This window comes from Micromonospora sp. DH13 (assembly GCF_020873825.1).
Taxonomy (GTDB): Bacteria; Actinomycetota; Actinomycetes; order Mycobacteriales; family Micromonosporaceae; genus Micromonospora; species Micromonospora haikouensis.
Genome location: NZ_JAHWGR010000009.1, coordinates 47,943 through 69,491 on the forward strand (window position 1 = coordinate 47,943; position 21,549 = coordinate 69,491).

Annotated in this window: 16 protein-coding genes and 1 pseudogene; 6 read left to right on the forward strand and 11 right to left on the reverse strand. The window is 74.8% G+C overall.

Features of this window, described 5'->3' with window-relative positions:
* Positions 1-49 precede the first annotated feature (49 nt).
* Positions 50-847 carry an MBL fold metallo-hydrolase gene (locus tag LPA42_RS11395; protein ID WP_077938377.1) on the reverse strand — a complete coding sequence of 266 codons (798 nt, stop codon included), beginning with the start codon at positions 845-847 and terminating at the stop codon, positions 50-52.
* Between the two features lie 136 nt (positions 848-983).
* Between LPA42_RS11395 and LPA42_RS11400 the strand changes: the two genes are divergently transcribed.
* Complete coding sequence (locus LPA42_RS11400) at positions 984-2,201, forward strand: NADP-dependent isocitrate dehydrogenase (protein WP_077938374.1); 1,218 nt, start codon at positions 984-986, stop codon at positions 2,199-2,201.
* A gap of 306 nt (positions 2,202-2,507) precedes the next feature.
* On the opposite strand, the gene galT is transcribed toward LPA42_RS11400, so the two are convergent.
* From galT to LPA42_RS11420, 4 genes are all read right to left on the reverse strand, one after another.
* Complete coding sequence (galT, locus tag LPA42_RS11405; RefSeq protein WP_077938375.1) at positions 2,508-3,593, reverse strand: galactose-1-phosphate uridylyltransferase; 1,086 nt, start codon at positions 3,591-3,593, stop codon at positions 2,508-2,510.
* Positions 3,590-4,459: a DeoR/GlpR family DNA-binding transcription regulator gene (locus tag LPA42_RS11410; RefSeq protein ID WP_043965718.1), complete on the reverse strand. Its 870-nt coding sequence runs from the start codon at positions 4,457-4,459 to the stop codon at positions 3,590-3,592. The genes galT and LPA42_RS11410 overlap by 4 nt, the downstream gene beginning before the upstream one ends.
* Positions 4,460-4,663: 204 nt before the next feature.
* Positions 4,664-6,193, reverse strand: coding sequence for an adenylyl-sulfate kinase (gene cysC / locus LPA42_RS11415; RefSeq protein WP_043965720.1), 1,530 nt, complete (start codon positions 6,191-6,193; stop codon positions 4,664-4,666).
* Positions 6,194-6,290: 97 nt separating this feature from the next.
* Positions 6,291-6,887: a DM13 domain-containing protein gene (locus LPA42_RS11420; RefSeq protein ID WP_077938376.1), complete on the reverse strand. Its 597-nt coding sequence runs from the start codon at positions 6,885-6,887 to the stop codon at positions 6,291-6,293.
* A gap of 250 nt (positions 6,888-7,137) precedes the next feature.
* Between LPA42_RS11420 and LPA42_RS11425 the strand changes: the two genes are divergently transcribed.
* From LPA42_RS11425 to LPA42_RS11440, 4 genes are all read left to right on the forward strand, one after another.
* On the forward strand, positions 7,138-8,094 hold the full coding sequence (locus LPA42_RS11425) for a polyphosphate polymerase domain-containing protein (protein ID WP_228986540.1): 957 nt from the start codon (positions 7,138-7,140) through the stop codon (positions 8,092-8,094).
* A 13-nt stretch (positions 8,095-8,107) separates the two neighbouring features.
* Complete coding sequence (locus LPA42_RS11430; protein WP_077938378.1) at positions 8,108-8,785, forward strand: DUF4956 domain-containing protein; 678 nt, start codon at positions 8,108-8,110, stop codon at positions 8,783-8,785.
* Complete coding sequence (locus tag LPA42_RS11435) at positions 8,785-10,527, forward strand: CotH kinase family protein (protein WP_077938379.1); 1,743 nt, start codon at positions 8,785-8,787, stop codon at positions 10,525-10,527. Before LPA42_RS11430 ends, LPA42_RS11435 begins: the two co-directional genes overlap by 1 nt.
* 149 nt (positions 10,528-10,676) lie before the next feature.
* Positions 10,677-11,324 carry a hypothetical protein gene (locus LPA42_RS11440; RefSeq protein ID WP_228986541.1) on the forward strand — a complete coding sequence of 216 codons (648 nt, stop codon included), beginning with the start codon at positions 10,677-10,679 and terminating at the stop codon, positions 11,322-11,324.
* Positions 11,325-11,412: 88 nt separating this feature from the next.
* Here LPA42_RS11440 and valS read toward each other — a convergent pair whose 3' ends face one another.
* From valS to LPA42_RS11465, 5 genes are all read right to left on the reverse strand, one after another.
* On the reverse strand, positions 11,413-13,977 hold the full coding sequence (valS, locus tag LPA42_RS11445) for a valine--tRNA ligase (RefSeq protein ID WP_077938381.1): 2,565 nt from the start codon (positions 13,975-13,977) through the stop codon (positions 11,413-11,415).
* A 56-nt stretch (positions 13,978-14,033) separates the two neighbouring features.
* A complete protein-coding gene (locus LPA42_RS11450) occupies positions 14,034-15,872 on the reverse strand; it encodes an ABC transporter ATP-binding protein (protein WP_077938387.1) in 1,839 nt (612 codons plus the stop codon).
* A gap of 77 nt (positions 15,873-15,949) precedes the next feature.
* Positions 15,950-17,800, reverse strand: coding sequence for an ABC transporter ATP-binding protein (locus tag LPA42_RS11455; RefSeq protein WP_077938382.1), 1,851 nt, complete (start codon positions 17,798-17,800; stop codon positions 15,950-15,952).
* A gap of 17 nt (positions 17,801-17,817) precedes the next feature.
* The gene (locus tag LPA42_RS11460) at positions 17,818-18,384 is read right to left on the reverse strand and encodes a methylated-DNA--[protein]-cysteine S-methyltransferase (RefSeq protein ID WP_077938383.1); all 567 of its coding nucleotides are present in this window, start codon (positions 18,382-18,384) and stop codon (positions 17,818-17,820) included.
* Positions 18,381-19,805 carry an AlkA N-terminal domain-containing protein gene (locus LPA42_RS11465; RefSeq protein WP_077938384.1) on the reverse strand — a complete coding sequence of 475 codons (1,425 nt, stop codon included), beginning with the start codon at positions 19,803-19,805 and terminating at the stop codon, positions 18,381-18,383. Before LPA42_RS11465 ends, LPA42_RS11460 begins: the two co-directional genes overlap by 4 nt.
* 254 nt (positions 19,806-20,059) lie before the next feature.
* Here LPA42_RS11465 and LPA42_RS11470 point away from each other — a divergent pair, with 254 nt between their 5' ends.
* Positions 20,060-20,518 carry a hypothetical protein gene (locus tag LPA42_RS11470; RefSeq protein WP_228986542.1) on the forward strand — a complete coding sequence of 153 codons (459 nt, stop codon included), beginning with the start codon at positions 20,060-20,062 and terminating at the stop codon, positions 20,516-20,518.
* A gap of 167 nt (positions 20,519-20,685) precedes the next feature.
* Here the strand turns inward: LPA42_RS11470 and LPA42_RS11475 are convergent.
* A pseudogene (locus tag LPA42_RS11475) lies at positions 20,686-21,504 on the reverse strand (EamA family transporter); the annotation flags it as partial.
* Between the last annotated feature and the right edge of the window lie 45 nt (positions 21,505-21,549).

The window sequence follows — 21,549 nt, forward strand, 5'->3', positions numbered from 1 at the left end:
CGTTTCCGCCGCCGTCCGAGCGGCCGGGATGTGGCAGGGCCGTCGGCGCTCAGAGCGCCACGAACGGCTCGCCCAGGTGCGGTGTGGCCAGGGCCGCCGGGCCCCGCGCGGCCAGGTCGCGCAGCAGCGCCGCCCGCGAGGCGCGCGCCGTCTCCGGCTGCTCCTCGTGGGCGTACGCCAGGTCGGGGTCGACGAGCTGGACCGCGTGCACCAGCAGGTCGCCCGTGACCAGCAGCCGCTCGTCGCCGGAGTCCACCAGCACCGACTGGTGGCCGGGGGTGTGCCCGGGCGTGCTCAGCACGCGTACCCCCGGGGTGAGCGGGGTGTCGCCGTCGAGGACCCGGAGCTGGCCGGCGGCGCGCAACGGCGCGACCAGGCCCGCCTCCAGCCCGGGGTTGAGCGAGGCGAGGGCGGCCAGCTCGGCGCGCTGGACGAGGTAGTCGGCGTTGCGGAACCAGGGGGTGCCGACGACGGCCCAGCCGACGTGGTCGGTGTGCAGGTGGGTCAGCACCACCGTGCGGACGTCGGCCGGGTCGATGCCGGCGGCGGCCAGCTCGGCGGGCAGCCGGCCGGGCACCGGGGCCCAGCTCGCGGCGGGCGCGTCGGCCGGGCCGATGCCGGCGTCGACCAGGGTGACCGGGCCGTCCCCGGCGCGCAGGGCGAAGCAGCGGAACGGCAGCCACCAGCGGCCGTCGTCGGTGACCGTGGCCGGGTCGCGCCGGTCGGCGGCGGCCCACTGCTCGGCCGTGGCGGCCGGGAACGCCTCCCCGCGCGGCTGGAAGAACGGCCCCTCCCCGTCGGTCAGGGCGGTGACCGTGATAGACCCGAGGGTGCGGCGCGGCGGCATCCGGCGATCGTGCCAGCCGTCGGTCGTGCCGTGCATCCCGTTTTCCCCGGCCAGCGCGGGCCGGCTGGGGACTGCGAGCCGGTTTCCAGTACGCTCGTACTGTTGAGCACGTGTCCCCCGAGAGGAGCGCCGGTCGATGGCGAAGATCAAGGTAAACAACCCGGTCGTTGAGCTCGACGGCGACGAGATGACCCGGATCATCTGGAAGCAGATCCGGGAGCAGCTGATCCTGCCCTACCTCGACGTCGACCTGCACTACTACGACCTCTCGATCCAGTACCGCGACTCCACCGACGACCAGGTCACCATCGACGCCGCCAACGCCATCAAGGAGCACGGCGTCGGCGTCAAGTGCGCCACCATCACCCCGGACGAGGCGCGGGTGGAGGAGTTCGGCCTCAAGAAGATGTGGCGGTCGCCGAACGGCACCATCCGCAACATCCTCGGCGGCGTCGTCTTCCGCGAGCCGATCATCATGTCGAACGTGCCGCGGCTCGTCCCGGGCTGGACCAAGCCGATCATCATCGGCCGGCACGCCCACGGCGACCAGTACAAGGCCACCGACTTCGTCGTCCCCGGCCCGGGCACGGTGACCATCACCTACACCCCGGCCGACGGCTCCGCCCCGGTCGAGATGGAGGTCGCCAACTTCCCCGGCGGCGGCGTCACCATGGGCATGTACAACTTCGACGACTCGATCCGCGACTTCGCCCGCGCCTCCATGCGCTACGGCCTGGACCGCGGCTACCCGGTCTACCTGTCGACGAAGAACACCATCCTCAAGGCTTACGACGGCCGGTTCAAGGACATCTTCGCCGAGGTGTTCGAGAACGAGTTCAAGGCCGAGTTCGAGGCCGCCGGCATCACCTACGAGCACCGGCTCATCGACGACATGGTGGCCGCCGCGCTCAAGTGGGAGGGCGGCTTCGTCTGGGCCTGCAAGAACTACGACGGTGACGTGCAGTCCGACACCGTGGCGCAGGGCTTCGGCTCGCTGGGCCTGATGACCTCGGTCCTGATGACCCCGGACGGCCGCACCGTCGAGGCGGAGGCCGCGCACGGCACGGTGACCCGGCACTACCGGCAGTACCAGAAGGGCGAGAAGACCTCGACCAACCCGATCGCCTCGATCTACGCCTGGACCCGGGGCCTGGCCCACCGGGGCAAGCTGGACGGCACCCCGGCGGTCAGCGAGTTCGCCAACACGCTGGAGCAGGTCATCATCGACACCGTCGAGGGTGGCCAGATGACCAAGGACCTCGCGCTGCTGATCTCGCGCGACGCCCCGTGGCTGACCACCGACGAGTTCATGAACGCGCTGGACGAGAACCTGGCGCGTCGGCTCGCCGCCTGATCGCACCGCCGTACCGCCGAAGCCCGCCGGCCGCCCGCCGGCGGGCTTCGGCGCGTCCCCGGCCGTCGCGCCGTCACCCTGGGTGAGGTGGCTCGTTGTGCAGGATGGACGTGGTGCCAGTCGCGTCCAGGGAGGTTGACCGCGGTCGCCGCGCGGCACGAGTGCCGATGAGCCAGCCTCCCCGGCTGTCGCACACAGCCAGCCGTCCCTTCCCTGCGGGGGGCCCGTCCCGGGCCCCCCGCGCCCTGTTGCGCTGCGCCCGCCTGCCCCGCCTGTTAGCAGGGGGCCCCTGCTATACAGAAAGCGTTAACAGGGGGCCCCTCCTTTCAGCAGGGCGGCGGCGCGCTCCGGGGCGATGTCGTTGATGAACACCCCCATGCCCGACTCCGAGCCGGCCAGATACTTCAGCTTGTCCGTCGCCCGCCGGATGCTGAACAGCTGCAGGTGCAGGTGCCCCAGCTCGCGGTCGATCCGCACCGGCGCCTGGTGCCAGGCCGCGATGTACGGCATCGGCATGTCGAACAGGGCGTCGAAGCGGCGCAGCAGGTCCAGGTAGAGCGGGCCGAACGCGTCCCGCTCGGCGTCGGTCAGGGCGGGGATGTCCGGCACCGGCCGGTGCGGCGCGACGTGCACCTCGAACGGCCAGCGGGCCGCCGCCGGCACGTACGCCGTCCAGTGCTCGTTGGCCGCCACCACCCGCGTGCCGGCGGCGCGCTCGGCGGCGAGCACGTCGGCGTAGAGGTTGCCGCCGCCGGTGCGCTCGGCGTGGCGGCGGGCCGCGCCGAGCATCGCCCGGGTGCGCGGCGTGACGAACGGGTACGCGTAGATCTGGCCGTGCGGGTGGTGCAGGGTCACCCCGATCTCCACGCCCCGGTTCTCGAAGCAGAAGATCTGCTCCACCCCGGGCAGCTCGGCCAGCGCCGCTGTGCGGTCGGCGAGGGCGTCGAGGACCGTGCGCACCCGGGCCGGCGGCAGGCCGGCGAACGAGGTGTGGTGGTCGTCGGTGAAGCAGACCACCTCGCACCGCCCCTGGCCCGGCCGGACCGGGGTGAACGGGGTGATCTCCGCCGGTTCGGAGGCGATGCGCTGGCTCAGCGACGGGAACCGGTTCTCGAAGACGGCCACGTCGTAGTCCGGGGCCGGGATCTCGCTGAGCCGGTCGCCCCGGGACGGGCAGAGCGGGCACTGGTCGGCCGGGGGGAGGAAGATCCGGCTCTGCCGGTGCACGGCGACCGCCACCCACTCGTCGGTGAGCGGGTCGTACCGCAGCTGGGACGCGGGCGGCGGCGGCGGAAGCTCGCGCCGGTCCGGCTGGTCGCGGACCGCGTCGTCCCGCTCGTCGAAGTAGATCAGCTCCCGGCCGTCGGCCAGCTCGATCGTCGTACGCTTCACTCCGCCGTTCCCTCCCTCGTCGGCGCGGCCACGCGGCCGGGGCCACGATCCGGGGCCGGCGTCCGACCCGGTGCCGATCTGCTCGTCGTCCCCGCCCCCGCGACCAGGACCAGCTCGCCGACCCGCTCGTCGAGCACCTGTCGGGCCTGCGGGTCGAGCCGGTCGTCGGTGACCAGCACGTCGGCGGCGGACAGCTCGACGATCGAGGAGATGCCGACGGTGCCCCACTTGGTGTGGTCCGCGAGCACGACCAGCCGGTCGGCGGCGGCCACCAGGGCCCGGTCGGTCTCGGCCTCCATCAGGTTGGGGGTGGTGAAGCCGGCCCGCTCGCTGATCCCGTGCACGCCGAGGAAGAGCAGGTCCAGGTGCAGCGACCGGATCGCCGCGACCGCGAGGGGCCCGACCAGCGCGTCGGACGGCGTCCGCACCCCGCCGGTGAGCACCACGGTCTGGTCGGTGCGGTCCCCGGCGTGCAGGATCTCGGCGACCGGCAGAGAATTGGTCACCACGGTCAGCCCCGGCACGTCGACCAGCCGGCGGGCCAGCTCGGCCGTGGTGGTGCCGGCGGAGAGGGCGACCGCCGCGCCGGGACGCACCAGCTCGGCGGCGCGGGCGGCGATGGCCGCCTTCTCCGGCAGCTGGCGCACCGACTTCGCGTGGAAGCCCGGCTCGTGGGTGGAGCCGGGGCCGGTCGTGGTGGCGCCGCCGTGCACCTTGGCCAGCACGCCCTGCTCGTGCAGCGTGTCCAGGTCGCGCCGGATCGTCATGTCGGAGACGCCGAACTCGGCGGCCAGCTCGGTCACCCGGACGCCGCCGGTGGCCCGGACGCGCTCCAGGATGGCCGCCTGCCGTTGCCGCGCCAGCATTCCGCACCTCCGGTTCCCGCGCCCACTTCTCACGTGGTCGCACGCGTTCCAACAAAGGTGAACACTAGCGCGGCGGGTGGCCGTTGCGGAAGCGGAGCCGTAGGGGGCGGTGGGCACCGACACGTGCCCGGCGCACGCACCGCCGCCCGGCCCCCTCGACGGAGAGGAGGACCGGGCGGCGGCGACGGGTCGGGAGGCGGCGGGTCAGGTGGACTGGAGGCGCGGCTCCACCCAGCCGGTCTCGGTCAGGTGGTGCATCACCGCCTGCACCGCCTCGTCGATCGACATCCCGGTGGTGTCGACCACGACGTCGGCGTCCGTGGGCACCTCGTACGGGTCGTCGATGCCCGTCATGCCCGTGAGCAGGCCGGCGCGGGCGCGGGCGTACAGGCCCTTGCGGTCACGCTGCTCGCACACCTCGATCGGGGTCGCCACGTGCACCAGCACGAAACCGGCCCCGGCCGCGTGCGCCATCTCCCGGGCCGTGGTCCGCGCCGCCGCGTACGGGGCGATCGGGCAGCAGATGCCGACCCCCCGGTGCCGGGCGATCTCGGCCGCCACCCAGCCGATCCGCCGGACGTTCAGGTCCCGGTCGGCCTTGCTGAAGGTCAGCCCGGCGGACAGCTCCCGGCGCACCACGTCGCCGTCGAGCAGGGTCACCGTGCGGTCGCCGCCCTCGCGCAGCACGTCCGCCAGGCCCCGGGCGATGGTCGACTTGCCGGAGCCGGAGAAGCCGGTGAGGAACACCACGAGCCCCCGGTGCCGCCGGGGCGGCCGGGCCCGCACCAGTTCCTTCGCCACGGCCGGCGGGGTGTGCCACTCGGGCAGCGGGAAGCCCCGGTCGAGCAGGTCGTCGATCTCCGCCTGGCTGAGCGCCAGCCGGCGGTTGCGCGGCGGGATGTCCTCCCGCCAGCGCCACTGCCCGTCCCGGTTGTCGTAGGCCAGCTCGCGGGGCACCAGCACCCGCAGCCCCGCGCCGGAGAGCATCTCGCCGGTGGAGAGCAGGTGGGTCACCCCGTACGCGGCGGCGACCCGGGCCTGGAGCAGGGCGTCGCTGATCTCGTCCCGGCGGCGGGCCAGCGGCACCGCGACCAGGGTCGCCGGGGGCATCCGGTCCCGGGCGGCGAAGACCGCCCGCACCAGCGACTCGGAGGGCAGCCCGTTGATCGGCCCCTCGCCGACCGGGATCATCACCAGCAGGTGCGCGCCCAGCGTGCGGGCCGCGTGGGCGATCTGCGCGAGCTGCGGGCGGTGCAGCGGGCGGTCGGCGAGCACCCCCAGCACCCGGCCCGGGGGCAGCAGCGCCCGGATCTCCTCCGGGCTGCGGCGCAGCCGCTGGAACGGGCCGTGGCCGCCGTCGCCGAGCCGGCGCACCGTGCCGCCCACCCCGGCGACGCCCTCGCGGGCCGACCACACGTCGGTCACCTCCAGCGAGGCCACCGGGGCGCCCTCGCCGTCGGACAGCACCAGCACCCGGCGGGCCGGATCGGCCGGATCCAGACCGTCGGCGACCGCCGCCGGCACCTGGAGGGCCACCGGCACCTGCCACGGCGCCCCGTCCGCGAGCCGGCCCCGCCGGCTCACCGAGGCCAGATCCGCCCGGGTCATGAAGCCGGTCAGGGGCGCGTACGCCCCCGAGACCAGCAACTCGAGATCGGCCAGTTCCCCGGGCCGCGGCGTGTACGCCGGCGCGTCCCGAAGCACCTCGTCGGGCAGCACCCACCCGTTGCTCATCGCACCCCCAACTTTCGGCCGGCTCACAGTTTCTCAGCCCGTTGCCGATCGGTCGAGAGTGCCATTCCCATCACTAGGGGTTGATCCCCGCCACGGATCAGGCGGCGGCCCGCAGCGGAGCCGCGCCGAACGAGACCGAGAACCGCTTGCACCAGATCGAGACGCTGGTCAGGGCGGTCAGGTCGGTGCCCGCCGGGATGTCGTACGCCTGGTCGCCCCGGTTTCCCTTCAGCCGGCCCAACTCCACCCGACGACCGTCGTCGAAGACCCGCCAGCCGGCGACCCCCTCGCGCACCGGCTGATCGGTGAGCCAGACGCGGAGGTCCGGCCCGTTGCTGGTGTCCAGCCCGACGAGTTCCAGGCGGTGCCGCCCGTCGGCGGTCCGGACGATCCGGGCGCTGCCCGACGTGTCGTGCTCGTGGGTGACGAAGTCGCCCCGGCTCACCAGCGTGGGCCCGGCGGGGGTGGGCGCGGCGGCCGGGCTGCCGACGGAACCGGGGCCGGTCGTGGGCGTGCCGGCGGGACCCGGCGGGGCCGGGACGGTGGTGGCCGCCACGGCCGACAGCGTCTCGTCGACCTCGGTGTCGGTGACCAGCTTCCAGGGTTGGAACCAGGCCAGGCCGGCGGCGGCCCCGGCGGCGACCACGGCGACCGCGATCCAGGTCAGCGGCTTGTGCAGCAGGCGGGCGATCATGCGTCCAGTCTCGCCCGGCCCGCGCCCGGCGGCACCGGTCGCGCCGGTTACGGAAGCCTTACCGGCGCGTCGGCCGCCCGTCACCTGCCGTCCATAGCCCGTCCACAGGTCGTTCATACGCCGTTCGCATGCCCGACCGGTTGGCTGCCCTTCGACCGATCCGCGCCACCAGGCCGCGAACCACGCCGCCCAGAGGGCGATCCGCGCAGACAGAGGCGATCCGCGCCGCCAGACCGGAGGAAGTGCGTCCATGCGTCTACGGTTCCCCCGCCGAGCCCGCCCCCCGGAGCCGGCCGCCGACCGCCGGTACGAACCGGCCCCCGCCCGGCCCGACGGCGATCCGGCCCCCGACGCGGGCCCACCGACCGCGGACCCGTCGCCCGCCGGCCGGGACCGGGCGGGGCACGCGCTGCGCGCGCCGAGCAAGCTGCACGCCTTCAACCGGTACGAGATCAAGTATCTCGTGGACGCCGCGAAGGTGCCGGGGCTGCGGCGGGAACTGGCCGCGCGGATGGCCCCGGACAGCTTCGCCGGCACCGCCGGGTACGGCGTGTGGAGCGTCTACTACGACACCGCCGACCTGCGGTTCTACTGGGAGAAGATCGAGGGGCTCAGGTTCCGCCGCAAGCTGCGCGTGCGCCACTACGGCGACCGGTCCACCATCGACGACGACACCACCGTGTACGTCGAGATCAAGCAGCGGGTCAACCGGGTCACCCAGAAGCGTCGCATCGCCCTGCCGTACCGGGTGGCGAGGCGGCTGCTCGACGAGCGGGCGCTGATCGAGCACGACCCGTCCCAGCGGGGGTTCGTCGAGGAGGTCCTCGAACTCGTCTCCGGGCTCGACCTGCGGCCGGTGGCGATGACCGGGTACCACCGCGAGGCGTACGTCGGCCAGGACGCCGACCTCGGCCTGCGGGTCACCCTCGACCACCGGGTCCGGGGCCGGGACCGCGACTTCCACCTCGGCGCGGACGCCGAGAACCGGCTCATCGTGCCGGCCCGCCTCGCGGTCGTCGAGATCAAGGCCAACGAGCGGGTGCCGTACTGGCTCACCGACCTCGCCGCCCGCGCCGAACTGTCGGTGGTGCGGGTCTCCAAGTACTGCCAGAGCGTCGAGGCGTTCGGCCGCGCCCCGCGCTCGCTCTTCCATGTCCAGGACGACGACCCCGCCGCCGCGCTGGCGGCGGCCACCTTCGAGAAGTGAGGCCCGAACCCCGATGGACATCACGTTCCAGGACCTGTCCGGCACGTTCAGCGTGGGCGACATCGCCATCGCGCTGTCGCTGTCGTTCCTGCTCAGCGCCATGATCGGCTGGGTCTACCGGGCCACCCACCGCAACGTGTCCTACAGCCAGTCGTACGTGCAGACGCTGATCATCCTCGGCATGCTGATCTCGCTGATCATGCTGGTGGTGGGCTCCAACATCGCGCGGGCGTTCGCCCTGGTCGGGGCGCTGTCGGTCGTACGGTTCCGCAACGCCATCAAGGAGACCCGCGACGTCGGGTTCATCTTCCTGGTGATGGGCGTCGGGATGGCCTGCGGCACCCGCTTCTACACCCTGGCGGTCGTCGCCGCCGTCGCGATCAGCCTGATCATCGTGGTGATGTACCGGTTCAACTGGTTCGCGCTGAACGTGCAGCGGCAGGTGGTCAAGGTCCAGGTGCCGGCCGGCGGCAACCACACCGCCGACATCCAGGACGTGCTGGTCCGCTACACCACCGAGTTCGAGCTGGTCAGCCTGGAGTCGATCCGGGCCGGCGCGCTCACCGAGCTGATGTTCACCGTCCGGCTCAAGAAGGGCACCGAGCCGGGCGACCTGATCTCGGCGCTCAGCGAGCGGACCTCCGGCCAGCGGGTGACGGTGCTCACCGGCTACGACCAGACGGACCTGTGATGGCCGAGCCGCCCCGGGCCCGGTCCCCGCTGCCCCGGGCGCTGCGCCGCCGGCTGCCCGCCCGGGTCCGCCAGAACTGGAAGCTGCTCACCACCTGCGCGGCGTTCCTCGCCGTCCTCACCCTGGTGCTCGGCACCGAGCGGATCCGACCGTACGTGACCAGCGCCGGCGACACCTCGGCGGACACGGTGACGGTGGACATCGCCGGCACGACCGACCTGTTCGACGCCGGCGTCGCGCACTCGATCTCGCTGACCTTCGCCGACGCCGACTACCAGCGGATGCTGGAGACCTACTGGAAGGAGGGGGAGAAGGAGTACGTCGAGGCGGACCTGACCGTCGACGGCACCACCCTGCCCAGCGTCGGCATCCGGCTCAAGGGCAACTCGACCCTGCAGAGCCTCACCTGGAAGGGCGAGTCCAGGCCGCGCGGCACCGGCGCCGGCCCGGCCGGCGGGATGCCCAACGGCGGCGGGCGCCCCACCGACGCCGGCCAGCGGCAGGGCGGTCAGCAAACCGGCCAGACGGGTCAGCAGGGCGACCAACAGACGGGCCAGCAGGGCGACCAGACCGGCCAGCAGACAGGCCAGCGGCAGGCCGGTGGCGGGTTCCCCGGCGGCGGGATGACCCGCACCAGCCTGAAGGCCGAGGAGCCCGAGACGCTGCCCTGGCTGATCAGCTTCGACGAGTTCGTCGACGGCCGCCGCTACCAGGGGCACCGCGAGGTGGCCGTCCGGGTGGCCGGCATGGGCGGTGGCTCCACGGTGCTCAACGAGGCGCTGTCGCTGTCCCTGCTCGACAGCACCGGCGAGGCCGCCCAGCGGTACGCGTACTCGTCGTTCACGGTCAACGACCGGCCCACCACGGCCCGGCTCCTGGTCGAGCACCCGGACGAGAACTTCGCCGACCAGATGGGCGGCACCGGCGTGCTCTACAAGTCCCTGGCCAGCAGCAGCTTCACCGACCAGGGCGACGACCAGACCGACTACACCGACGACTTCAAGCAGATCACGATGAAGGGCAGCCAGGACCTCCAGCCCGTGATCAACCTGATCAGGTGGGTGAACTCGGCCAGCGACGAGGAGTTCGACGCGCAGCTCGCCGACCGGGTCGACGTGGACTCGTTCGCCCGCTACGTCGCGCTGCAGAACCTGCTGCTCAACTTCGACGACATGTCCGGGCCGGGGAAGAACTACTACCTCTGGTACGACCTGGAGACGAAGAAGTTCAGCGTGATCAGTTGGGACCACAACCTGACCTTCAGCGGCAACGCCTCCCAGGGCCCGCACGACAGCGGCGGCTTCGGCATGCGGGGCGGCGGGCAGGCCCCGGGCGGGACGCAGCCCCAGGACGGCGCACAGCTCCCCGAGGGCATGCAGCTCCCCGAGGGCGCGCAACTGCCGGAGGGCAGGCAGCCGCCGGGCGGCGGGGCCACGGAACAGGAGGGCGGCGAGGCCGGTCCGGTGCGCATGGGCGGCATGATGACCGGCCACAAGCTCAAGGAGCGGTTCCTGGCCAGCGACGCGTTCAAGGAGGTCTACGAGGACGCGTACCGCGAGCTGTACCAGCAGGTCTACGCCAGCGGCCGGGCGACCGGGGCGCTCGACGCGATCACCGGCGTGCTGAAGACCGTCGACGGGGTCGACGCGGCGGCGGTGGACTCCGACGCCGAGCGGCTGCGCACCCTCGTCCAGCAGCGCACCGAGAGCCTCAAGAACAACGAGGTGATCACCCGGAGCTGAGCCCGGGGGAGCCGGGAGAGCGGGGAGCCGGAGGATCGGGGGAGCCGGCACGGCGGGCCCGTCGCACCGGCTCCCCACCCGGCCGCCGGAACGGAGAAGGTAGGGCCTGCCGGATGGCTCCCGCCCGCGCCGCCCGGCAGGCTGGGAGCATGGTGGCCGACACGGGCCGGGCAGCGCCCCGGCGGACGTACCCGAAGCACGCCCGGCACTGGGTGACCAGCCTGGCGGCCGCCGGCGTGGCCGTGGCGGCGACCACCTCGGTCGCCCAGACGGCCGGCCGGTTCCACTGGTGGGCGGGCTTCGTGCTGATCCCCGGCGCGCTGATCGGCGCGGCCGGCGGGGCGCTGCTGGCGCGCGGCGGCGGCCGGGCCTTCGCCGGGTACGTCGTCGGCTGCGTCGGCCTGCTGGTCTTCACGGTCGGGGCGCTGCTGATGACCGGCACGATGGGCGGGGGCTGGCCCGTCCTGATCATGCTGCCCTGCCTCGTGGTCGCCGGCACCTACCTGTGGCGGCCCACCGACCCGCTGGCGCGCGGGCTGCACCGCACGGTCGCCCTGCTCGCCGTGGCCGGCGCGGGGGTCGGCGTCGCCCTCATGCTGATCCGGCACCGCCTGGTCGACCCGGGGGAGACCCACTGGTGGGGCGGCTTCGTGCTGGCCGCCGGCCTGCTCGTCGGCGGGAACGCCGTCGAGGTGGCCCGGCACCGGATGCCGTACCGGCTCCAGGCGGTCACCCTGCTGCTCGGGCCGGCCGTGGTCGCCGCCCTGCTCGGCGTGCGCATGCTGCGCGGCTGGTGACCCGCCCGTCGCCCCGCCGCCGGTGTTAAGAGGGGGCCCCTGCTATGCAGAATGCGTTAACAAGGGGCCCCTCCTTACTAGCCCCTCCTCACACGGCGCAGGCGATCACCAGTTCCGGGGTGCGGCCCGGCAGCAGGTCCAGCCGGCCGATCCGCCCCGCCGCCCGCACGTCGTCGGCGACCAGCGTCAGCCGGTCGAGCAGGTCGGCCGGGCCGAGCGCCTCGGCCAGCGGCACCTCCGCCTTCATCGACAGCTTCCGCTCCGACTTGGCGCGACGCACCTGGCCCAGCGCGTCGGACGCCAGCCGCAGCAGCCCCGCGTCGGCCGTGCCCCCGATCGCCCGGTCCACCTCGTAGGTGGTGGGCCACGGCGCGCGGTGCACCGAACCGTAGCGCCACCACGACCACACCTCCTCGGTGACGAACGGCAGCACCGGGGCGAACAGCCGCAGCTGCACCGACAGGGCGGTGGCCAGCGCCGCCCGCGCCGAGTCGGCCCCCGGCCCGGTGCCGTAGGCGCGTTCCTTCACCAGCTCGATGTAGTCGTCGCAGAACCGCCAGAAGAACGACTCGGTCGCCTGCAGGGCGGCCGTGTGGTCGTACGCGTCGAAGGCCGACGTGGCGGCGGCGACCACGCCGGACAGCTCGGCGAGCATCGCGGTGTCCAGCGGCTGTGTCGCCGGGGCGCGCAGGGCGTCCGCCGCGCCCAGCCCCAGGGCGAACCGCGACGCGTTGAGCAGCTTGGTGGCCAGCCGCCGGCCCACCCGGATCTGCGCCGGGTCGAACGCCAGGTCCATCCCCGGCCGGCCGCTGGCCGCCCAGTAGCGGACCGCGTCGGAGCCGTACTGCTCCAGCAGCGCCATCGGGGTGACCACGTTCCCCTTGGACTTGGCCATCTTCTTGCGGTCCGGGTCGAGGATCCAGCCGGACAGCACCGCGTCCCGCCAGGGCAGCACCCCGTGTTCGAGATGGGCGCGGGCCACCGTGGCGAACAGCCAGGTGCGGATGATCTCCTGCCCCTGTGGGCGCAGGTCCATCGGGAAGACCCGCCCGAACAGGTCCGGGTCGGTCTCCCAGCCGCCCACGATCTGCGGGGTCAGCGACGACGTGGCCCAGGTGTCCAGCACGTCCGGGTCGCCGACGAAGCCGCCCGGCAGTCCGCGCAGCGACTCGTCGTGGCCGGGCGGCGGCTCGCCGGACGGGTCGACCGGCAGCGCCGACTCGTCCGGTGTGAGAGGGTGGGCGAAGTCCGGCTCGCCAGTGTCGTCGAGCCGGTACCAGACCGGCACCGGCACCCCGAAGAAGCGCTGCCGGCTGACCAGCCAGTCACCGGTCAGCCCGCCCACCCAGTGCTCGTAGCGGCTGCGCATGTGCCCCGGCACCCAGCGCAGCTCCCCGCCCCGGGCCAGCAGCTCCGCGCGCAGGCCGGCGTCGCGGCCCCCGTTGCGCAGATACCACTGCCGGGTCGAGACGATCTCCAGCGGCCGGTCGCCCTTCTCGTAGAACTTCACCGGGTGCACCACCGGGCGCGGCTCGCCCACCAGGTCCCCCGCGTCGGCGAGCAGCCCCACCACGGCCCGCCGGGCCCCGGCCACGGTCTGCCCGGCCAGCGCCGCGTACCGCCCCGCCGGCACCCCGGCCGGCGGCTCCGGCAGCAGCCGGCCGTCGCGGCCGATCACCACCCGCGTGTCGAGCTGAAGCTCCCGCCACCAGGTCACGTCGGTCAGATCGCCGAACGTGCACACCATCGCGACGCCCGTGCCCTTGGCGGGGTCCGCCAGCGGGTGCGCGCGCACCGGCACCGCCACCCCGAACATGGGGGTACGCACGACCGCGCCCACCAGGTCGGCGTAGCGCTCGTCGTCGGGGTGGCAGACCAGCGCCACGCACGCCGGCAGCAGCTCCGGCCGGGTGGTGTCGATCAGCACCTCCCGCCCGCCGGGCCCGGCGAACCGCAGCCGGTGGTACGCCCCCGGCCGTTCCCGGTCCTCCAGCTCCGCCTGCGCCACGGCGGTGGCGAAGCCGACGTCCCACAGCGTCGGGGCCTCCGCCTGGTACGCCTCGCCCCGGGCCAGGTTGCGCAGGAACGCCCGCTGCGACGCGACCCGGGCCGCCCGCCCGATCGTCGTGTACGTCAGCGACCAGTCCACGCTCAGCCCGAGCCGCCGCCACAGCGCCTCGAACGCCTGCTCGTCGACGACGGTCAGCGTCCCGCACAGCTCCACGAAGTTGCGCCGGGAGATCGGGGTCGGGTTCTTCCGGGCGGCGTCGTCCACGGGCGCGGCGGGCGGCTGCCACTGCGGGTCGTACGGCAGCGTCGGGTCGCAGCGCACCCCGTAGACGTTCTGCACCCGGCGCTCGGTGGGCAGGCCGTTGTCGTCCCAGCCCATCGGGTAGAAGACCGTCCGGCCGCGCATCCGCTGGAACCGGGCCACCGTGTCGGTGTGCGTGTAGGAGAAGACGTGCCCCATGTGCAGCTCGCCCGATACGGTCGGCGGCGGGGTGTCGATGGAGTACACGTCGGCCCGCGTCTTCGTGCGGTCGAACGCGTACGTGCCGTCGTCCTGCCAGCGGCGCGCCCAGGTGTCCTCGATCCCGTCGAGCGTGGGACGCTCGGGGACACCGGCGCGGGCCGACCTGCCCGGTTCAGTCATCGGTCGATGGTAGGCACCGTGGACCGCACCGACCACGGCTTATCGCCGGCCCTGGGTCAGACCAGGGAGTCGCGCCACTGGCGGCGCAGCGCCGCGTACCGGCCGCCGGTGGCGGTGAGCCGCTCGGGCGGGCCGTCCTCCACGACCCGGCCCCCGTCGAGGACGAGCACCCGGTCGGCCGTCTCGACGGTGGAGAGCCGGTGCGCGATCACCAGCGCCGTGCGGTCCCGCAGCACGGTGGCGAGCGCCCGCTGCACCAGCCGTTCCGTGGGCACGTCGAGCGACGACGTCGCCTCGTCGAGGATCAGCACGCGGGGGTCGGCGAGGAACGCGCGGGCGAACGCCACGAGCTGCCGCTGCCCGGCGGAGAGCCGGCCGCCCCGGCGGCGCACCTCGGTGGCGTACCCGTCGGGGAGGGCGGCGATGAAGTCGTGCGCGCCGATGGCGCGGGCCGCCGCCTGCACCGCCGCGTCGTCCGCGCCCGGCCGGCCGAACCGGATGTTCTCCGCCACCGAGCCGCTGAACAGGTGGTTTTCCTGGGTCACCAGCACCACCGCCCGGCGCAGCTCGGCGTCGGCCAGGTCCCGCAGGTCGACCCCGTCCAGGGCGACCGTGCCGGCGTCCGGGTCGTGGAACCGGGCCAGCAGCTTGGCGATGGTGGACTTGCCCGCCCCGGTGGCCCCGACCAGCGCGACGGTCTGCCCGGCCGGCACGGTCAGGTCCAGGCCCGACAGGATGGGGGCGCCGGCCCGGTAGCCGAAGGAGACCGACCGGAACTCCACCGCGCCGCGCGCGTCGCCGCCGGGCAGCGGTGCCGGGCGCGCCGGCTCGGCGACCCCCGGCCGTTCGTCGAGCACCCCGGCGAGCTTCTCCAGCGCCGCCGTCGCCGACTGGAGCGAGTTGTAGAACTGGCTCAGCTCCTGCATCGGCTCGAAGAAGCGGCGCAGGTAGAGCAGGAAGGCGGCGAGCACCCCCACCTCCATCGCGCCGCCGAGCACCCGGGCCCCGCCGTAGCCGAGCACCACCGCCACGGTCACGTTCCCGATCACCTTGATCCCCGGGGAGTACGTGGCGATCAGCCGGAACGCGCGCAGGCTGGCCTGCCGGTAGTCGTCGTTGACGGTCGCGAAGATCCGCTGGTTGCGCGGCTCCCGCCGGTACGCCTGCACCGCCCGGATGCCGCGCAGCGACTCGACGAAGTGGACGATGACCAGCGACACGGCCTCCCTGGTCCGCCGGTACGCGCCGGCCGAGGCGCGGGCGAACCAGCGGGACAGCAGGAACAGGAACGGGAACGCCAGCAGCGTCACCGCCGCCAGCGGCAGGTCCAGCCAGAGCAGGATGCCGGCCACCGACAGGATCGACAGCCCGGCGAGGACCAGGCTGTCGACGCCCCCGTCGAGCAGCTCGGCGATGGAGTCCAGGTCGCTGGTGAGCCGGGAGATCATCCGGCCGGACGTGTAGCGCTCGTGGAAGCCGACGGACAACCGCAGGAAGTGGCCGTACACCCGCTGGCGCAGCTCCAGCAGCACGGCCTGGCCGATCCGGGCGGAGAGGGTGAGGAAGCCGCGCCGGGCCGCGTACTCGACGACCGTGGCGGCGGCGAACGCGCCGGCGATCGCGACCAGGGGCCCGCTGTCCCCGGCCCGCAGCGGCCCGATGGCCCGGTCGATGCCGAGCATCACCAGGTACGGCCCGGACATGGCGGCGGCGTTCTGGGCCAGCAGCAGCCCCACGGCCAGCCCCAGCCGTCCCCGGTGCGGGCGCAGCAGGTCGCGCAGCAGCGCCCGGCTGCGCACCCGCAGCCGCGCGATGGCCTCGGGGGTGGCCTCCTCGGCCCGGCTCCGGTCGGCCTCCGGGTCGGTGGCCCGCCCCCGCCACCGCTGGAGGTCCAGGTGCGCCGCCGCCTCGTGCCGCTCGGCGTCGTCGGCCGTGCCCCCGGCGGCATTGGCGTCGGCGTCGGCGGTCGTGGTCACGAGCGCACCAGCCCGCGGCCGTCCGGCCCGGCCAGCGCCGCTCCCGCCCGCGGCCCCGCGTCTGCCGGTGGGGCCGGGTCGGCGGAGAGGACCGCCCGGTACGCCGGCACCGTGGCCAGCAGCCGCGAGTGGGTGCCGACCGCCGTGATCCGCCCCCGTTCCAGCAGCGCCACCCGGTCGGCCAGCGCGACCGTCGACGGCCGGTGCACCACGAGCAGGGCGGTGGTGTCCCGCAGCACCCGCCGCAGCGCCGCCTCGACCAGCGCCTCGGTGTGCACGTCGAGGGCGGACAGCGGGTCGTCCAGCACCAGCAGCGCCGGCCGGCCGAGGACGGCCCGGGCCAGCGCCAGCCGCTGCCGCTGCCCGCCGGAGAGGGTGAGCCCCTGCTCGCCGACCCGGGTGGCCAACCCCCACGGCAGCTCGTACGCGAAGTCCGCCTGGGCCAGCGCCAGCGCCGCGCGGACCTCGTCGGCGTCGGCGTCGGGGCGGCCCAGGGTGAGGTTCTCCCAGACCGACATGGAGAACAGCGTCGGCTCCTCGAAGGCCACCCCGACCAGCCGGCGCAGCGAGGCCAGCCGCAGGTCCCGCACGTCGTGGCCGTCGAGGGTGATCCGGCCGGCGGACACGTCGTGCAGCCGGGGCACCAGCGAGAGCAGGGTGCTCTTGCCGACCCCGGTGGCGCCCACCAGGGCCAGCGTCTCGCCCGGCTCCACGGTCAGGTCGATGCCGCGCAGCACCGGCGCGGGCGTGCCGGGGTAGCGGAACGACACGCCCTCGAACGCCAGCCGGCCCCGGACGCCCGCCCGGGCCAGGCCGACGGCGTGCGGGGCGTCCACGATCGCCGGCTCGGTGTCCAGCACCTCCTGGATGCGGTCGGCGGCCGTCGCGGCCTCCTGACCGTTGGCGATGATCCAGCCCAGCGACTGCACCGGCCAGATCAGCATCAGCTGCAGGCTGACGAACGCGACCAGCTCGCCGATGGTCAGCGCGCCCCGGGCGGCGGCGACCGCCCCGGCGACCAGCACCACGCCGAGGGTCAGGTTGGGCACCAGGTCGAACAGCGCGGAGGTGCGGGCCAGCAGCCGGCTCTTGGCCACGCCGGTGTCGTGCAGCGCCCGCGCGCCGTCGGCGAACCGGGCGGCCAGCTCCGGCCCCCGGCCGTACGCCTTCATCGTGCGCAGGCCCTGCGCGGTCTCCTCGACGAGGGTGGCCACGTCGCCCTGCTGGTCCTGCATCCGCCGCGAGGCCGCGTGGTAATACCGGCCGAACCGGCGGCTGATCAGGAACAGCGGCACGGCGCTGGCCGCCACCAGCAGCCCCAGCGTCGGGTGCAGCCGGACCAGCAGCACCACCACGGCGACGTACGTGACCAGGTTGAGCACCAGGAACAGCAGCCCGAAGGAGAGGAACCGGCGGATCACCGACAGGTCGCTGGTGACCCGCGACAGCAGTTGCCCGGTCTGCCACCGGTCGTGGAAGCCGGCCGGCAGCCGTTGCAGGTGGGCGTAGATGTCGGCCCGGATCGTCGCCTCCATGCCCACCGAGGACGAGGTCTGGGCCCACCGGCGGATGAAGATCAGCAGGGCCTCGGCCAGGCCGAGGAGCAGGGCCAGCGCGCCGAGCCGGACCAGGCCGCCCGGGTCGTGCCGGGCGACCGGGCCGTCGACCACCCGCTGCACCACCAGCGGCACGGCCAGGCTCGCCCCGGTGGCCGCCAGCGCCGCCACGAGCAGCCAGCAGAACGCGACGGCGTGCGGGCGGAGGTAGTGGCGCAGCCGCCACAGGTTGCGCAGCGGGCGAGCGGCGTCGCCACGGTGGGTCGGTACGCCGTCGCTCTCCGCAGGCACTAACCGACGGTAACGCCTCAGTGGATGATTGATGCTGTCAACTTTCGGCAGTTCTCTTTGTCCGCAACGGTTTCCGCCGCCGGCCGGGCCTCGTGGGCGAGCAGCCAGCGCTTCACGTCCAGCCCCCAGCGGTAGCCGCCGAGGCTCCCGTCGGTGCGCAGCACCCGGTGGCACGGGACGAACAGGGCGGCGGCGTTGCGGGCGCAGGCCGCCGCCGCGGCGCGCACCGCCGCCGGCCGCCCGGCCAGCCCGGCGTACGCCGTGTAGGTGACGGGGCGGCCGGGCCCGACCTCGCGCAGCACCCGCCACGCGTGCGCCTGGAACGCCCCGCCGGTGTGCTGCTGCACGGGCACCGCGTCGATGGCGGTCAGCTCGCCGTCGAGATACGCGGCGACGGCGGCGGTCACCGGCCCGAGGTCGGCGCGCCGCCGCACCGGGCCGCGCAACCCGGGGTGCACGAGCGGCAGCAGCGACTCCGGCTCGGCGGTGAACCCGGCCGCCCGGACCGCCCCGTCGGGGCCCGTCACGATGCTCAGCGGGCCGGCGGGGGTGCCGACGACCGCGCCGTCGAGGGTGGTGGTCATGCTGCTCTCCAGAGTCGGATCACCGCGTACGAGCGCCAGGGGCGCCAGCGCCCGGCGTACGCGTCGAGGGTCGATGGGTCGTGGGGCAGGCCGAGCGCGGCGGCACCGCGCCGGACGGCCAGGTCGGTGGTGAGGCCGACGTCCGGGTCGCCGAGGGCGCGCATGGCCACGTAACCGGCCGTCCAGGCGCCGATCCCGGGGAGCGCCAGGAGCCGCCGTGCGGCCTCCTCCCGGTCCCCGCCCGGGTCGAGGTCGAGCGAGCCGTCGGCGACGGCCCGCGCGGCGGCCCGGATCGTCTCCCGCCGCGCCGCCGGCATCCGGAACGCCTCGTCCGGCAGCGCCAGCAGCTCCTCCGCGCCGGGAAAGCCCCGCAGCCCGCCGTCGGTGGCGGCGGCGGGCAGCAGCCGGGTGAGGGTGGTGCGGGCCGAGGCCAGGGAGACCTGCTGGGTGGCGACGGCGCGGACGAGCATCTCCAGGCCGTCGACGGCCCGGGGCAGGCGTACGCCCGGTTCCGCCGCCACCGCCGCGGCCAGCGCGGGATCGGCGGCGAGGGTGCCGTCGACGGCCGCCGGGTCGGCGTCGAGGTCGAACAGCCGGCGGCAGCGGGCCACCGCCGGGGCCAGGTCGCGCAGGTCGGCCAGCCGCAGCGTCGCCGAGACGTGCCCGTCCGCCGGGGTCAGCGCCACCTCCGCCGCGCCGTGCGGCAGCCGCAACCCCCGGTGGTACGTCCCGTCGCGCACCTCCTCCACGCCGGGCAGCGCCCGCAGCGCCAGGAAGTCCAGCAGCGCCGCCGCGTGCAGCGGCGGCCGGTACGCCAGCCGCAGCGTGATCGTGCCCGCCCCGCCCGGCGCCGGCCGGCCGCCCCGGGCGACCCGCAGCTGCGACGGCGCGGCGGCGTAGACCTCCCGCACCGTGTCGTTGAACTGCCGGACGCTGCCGAACCCGGCCGCGAACGCGATCTCGGCCATGCCCAGCCCGGTCGTCTCGATCAGGATGCGGGCGGTCTGGGCGCGCTGGGCCCGGGCGAGCGCCAGGGGCCCGGCCCCCAGCTCGGCGCGGAGCATCCGGTGCAGGTGCCGCTCGGTGTAACCGAGCCGGGTGGCCAGCCCGGGCACCCCGTCCCGGTCGACCACCCCGTCGGCGATGAGCCGCATGGCCCGGCCCACCACGTCCGCCCGGACGTCCCACTCGGGGGAGCCCGGGGCGGCGTCGGGGCGGCACCGGCGGCAGGCCCGCAGCCCGGCCGACTGGGCGGCGGCGGCTGACGGGAAGAACCGGACGTTGCGCCGCTTCGGCGTCGTCGCCGGGCAGGACGGCCGGCAGTAGATCCCGGTCGACGTCACGCCCGTGTAGAACCAGCCGTCGAACCGCTGGTCGCGGCTGTCGACGGCCCGGTAGCAGCGCTCGAACTCCAACTCCACGCCACCGATACTGCCCCGCCCTCCCCGCGCCCGGCTCGCGGAAATCGGACCTGGTTGCAAGGAGGGGCCCCTTGTTAACGCCTTCTGTAGAGGAAGGGCCCCCTGTTAACAACGGTGCTCCAGGTCAGCCCGGCCGCGTGCGCCCGGGCGGGCGGATCCGGGCGGGAAAGTGTCGGTCGTGGCCGGTACCGTCCCGCCACCAACTCAAGAAGGGGTGCGGCGATGGCGAGCGTGGCCGGGCGAGGGGTGCGCTGATGCGGTCGGGGCGGGCGCGGCTCGACCGCACGGTGGTCCAGGGCTTCTACGACCGGATGCGGGCGGTCGCCCCGGCGGCGTACGGGGCGATCGAGCGGGACCGGGCGGGTGACCCGGGGCGGGCGTTCCCGGACACGGCCTGCGGTCGGCTCGTCGCCTCGCTCGACGCCGCCGGCCTGCGTGCGCTCGGCATGTGGGCGCACCACTGGTGCATGCGCTTCTACGACGACGACACCCGGGTGGGGCTGCGCCTGGTGCGGGAGATCGCCGGTCGCACCGGGCTGGGCTGGACGGTCGACGAGGTGCGCTGGATGCTCGGGGAGTCGGAGGCGGCCGGCCCGTCCGCCGCGCACCGGTTCACGCTGCCGGGCGCGGCGGCCGGGGAGCTGCCGCCGACGGTCCGCCGGGAGTTCGCCACCGACGTGTTCTCCGGTGCCGGCAGCCGCGAGTTCGGATAGCCGGCGGCCGGCGGCGCGCCGGCGGACGGAGTCGTCCCGGGGCCCGGGTGGCCGGCGGGCGGCGACGTGTCTGCGGAGAGCGTCGTCGGGGGACGCCGGCGGCCGGCGGCGCGTCCTCCGGGCCGGGCGCCCGGCAGCGCCGGGAGCTGACCGACGACGGTCGCGGCGATCGCCAGGGCGAAGCCCGCGAGCTGCGTCGCGCTCAACGCCTGGCCCAGCACCAGCCAGCCGAGCGCGGCGGCGGTCAGCGGGCTCAGCGCGCCGAGCACGGAGACCTGGGTCAGGGGCAGCCGCGCCGCGCCGCGGAACCACAGGGCGTACGCGGCGGCGGTGCCGACCAGCCCGAGCCAGGCGTACCCGAGCAGGGCCGGGCCGTCGACGGACGGCGGCGGTCCCTCGACCGCGACCGCGAGCGGCGCGATCAGCAGGCCCCCGGCGGTGAGCTGCCAGCTCGTCGCCGCGAGGGTGCCGACGCCGGGCGGGCGGCCCCAGCGGCGGGTCAGCACCAGCCCGGCCGCCATCGCGGCGGTGCCGATGAGCCCCGCGGCCACGCCCAGCGGGTCGGTGCCGGCGTCGGGGCGGAGCACGACCAGCGTCACGCCCAGCGGCGCGGCGAGCGCGGCGAGCAGGGCCGGCGGCCGGGGGCGCTCGCCGAGGGCGCCCACGGCCAGCGCGGCGACCAGCAGCGGCTGCGCCGCGCCGAGCACGGCGGCGGTGCCGCCGGGCAGCCGGTACGCGGCGTAGAAGAGCAGCGGAAAGAACGCGCCGATGTTGAGCGCGCCGAGCGCGGCGGCCCGCCACCACCACGCGCCGTGGGGGCGGCGTCGGGTCACGGCGAGCAGCAGCAGGCCGGCCGGGAGGGCCCGCACCACCGCCGACCAGAGCGGCCGGTCGGGCGGCAGCAGCTCGGAGGTGACCAGGTAGGTGGTGCCCCAGGCGGCGGGCGCGGCGGCGGTGGCCAGCAGGTCGGCGGTGCGGCGGGGCATGGGAGACCAATCATTAGTAGCTAAGTAGCTTGGATGTAAGCTAAT

Excerpts from the sequence above, each read along its gene's own strand:
- cysC (WP_043965720.1), bottom strand. The coding sequence starts at position 6,193 with ATGAGCAACGGGTGGGTGCTGCCCGACGAGGTGCTTCGGGACGCGCCG.
- LPA42_RS11400 (WP_077938374.1), top strand. The coding sequence starts at position 984 with ATGGCGAAGATCAAGGTAAACAACCCGGTCGTTGAGCTCGACGGCGAC.
- LPA42_RS11425 (WP_228986540.1), top strand. The coding sequence starts at position 7,138 with ATGCGTCTACGGTTCCCCCGCCGAGCCCGCCCCCCGGAGCCGGCCGCC.
- valS (WP_077938381.1), bottom strand. The coding sequence starts at position 13,977 with ATGACTGAACCGGGCAGGTCGGCCCGCGCCGGTGTCCCCGAGCGTCCC.
- LPA42_RS11410 (WP_043965718.1), bottom strand. The coding sequence starts at position 4,459 with ATGCTGGCGCGGCAACGGCAGGCGGCCATCCTGGAGCGCGTCCGGGCC.
- LPA42_RS11435 (WP_077938379.1), top strand. The coding sequence starts at position 8,785 with ATGGCCGAGCCGCCCCGGGCCCGGTCCCCGCTGCCCCGGGCGCTGCGC.
- LPA42_RS11460 (WP_077938383.1), bottom strand. The coding sequence starts at position 18,384 with ATGACCACCACCCTCGACGGCGCGGTCGTCGGCACCCCCGCCGGCCCG.
- LPA42_RS11420 (WP_077938376.1), bottom strand. The coding sequence starts at position 6,887 with ATGATCGCCCGCCTGCTGCACAAGCCGCTGACCTGGATCGCGGTCGCC.
- LPA42_RS11470 (WP_228986542.1), top strand. The coding sequence starts at position 20,060 with ATGCGGTCGGGGCGGGCGCGGCTCGACCGCACGGTGGTCCAGGGCTTC.
- LPA42_RS11440 (WP_228986541.1), top strand. The coding sequence starts at position 10,677 with ATGGTGGCCGACACGGGCCGGGCAGCGCCCCGGCGGACGTACCCGAAG.
- LPA42_RS11395 (WP_077938377.1), bottom strand. The coding sequence starts at position 847 with ATGCCGCCGCGCCGCACCCTCGGGTCTATCACGGTCACCGCCCTGACC.
- LPA42_RS11430 (WP_077938378.1), top strand. The coding sequence starts at position 8,108 with ATGGACATCACGTTCCAGGACCTGTCCGGCACGTTCAGCGTGGGCGAC.